The organism is Bradyrhizobium cosmicum (genome assembly GCF_032290525.1).
In the GTDB taxonomy this organism is placed as follows: domain Bacteria; phylum Pseudomonadota; class Alphaproteobacteria; order Rhizobiales; family Xanthobacteraceae; genus Bradyrhizobium; species Bradyrhizobium cosmicum_A.
This window is the reverse complement of sequence record NZ_JASXTA010000597.1, coordinates 1-236: the sequence shown is the minus strand read 5'-3', so window position 1 is coordinate 236 and position 236 is coordinate 1. Positions and strand designations below refer to the sequence as shown.

Here is a 236-nt window from a genome sequence, read left to right as displayed (position 1 = left end):
GGTCTCAAACTAGCGTGAGATCATGGAGCTAGGAGTTTAATTTGTGAAACAGATTATGCTGATCTGATCAAGTTTATGAATGATAATATTTGGACCTCTTCGCTTTTCTATGGCCTCATCTTCCAACAAATTAGAGAGCTTCTCAAGAGAGCTTGGTGGGTGAAGGTTGTTTGGCTGGCACGGGAAGACAATCGTGTAGCGGATTGACTTGCTAATCAGGGAGCACTGTCTATAAC

At 42.8% G+C, this 236-nt stretch carries 1 pseudogene; it reads left to right on the top strand.

Annotation, left to right across the window (positions count from 1 at the left end):
- Positions 1-30 precede the first annotated feature (30 nt).
- Positions 31-207: pseudogene (locus QSV46_RS41705) on the top strand (reverse transcriptase-like protein); the annotation flags it as partial.
- Positions 208-236: the final 29 nt, after the last annotated feature.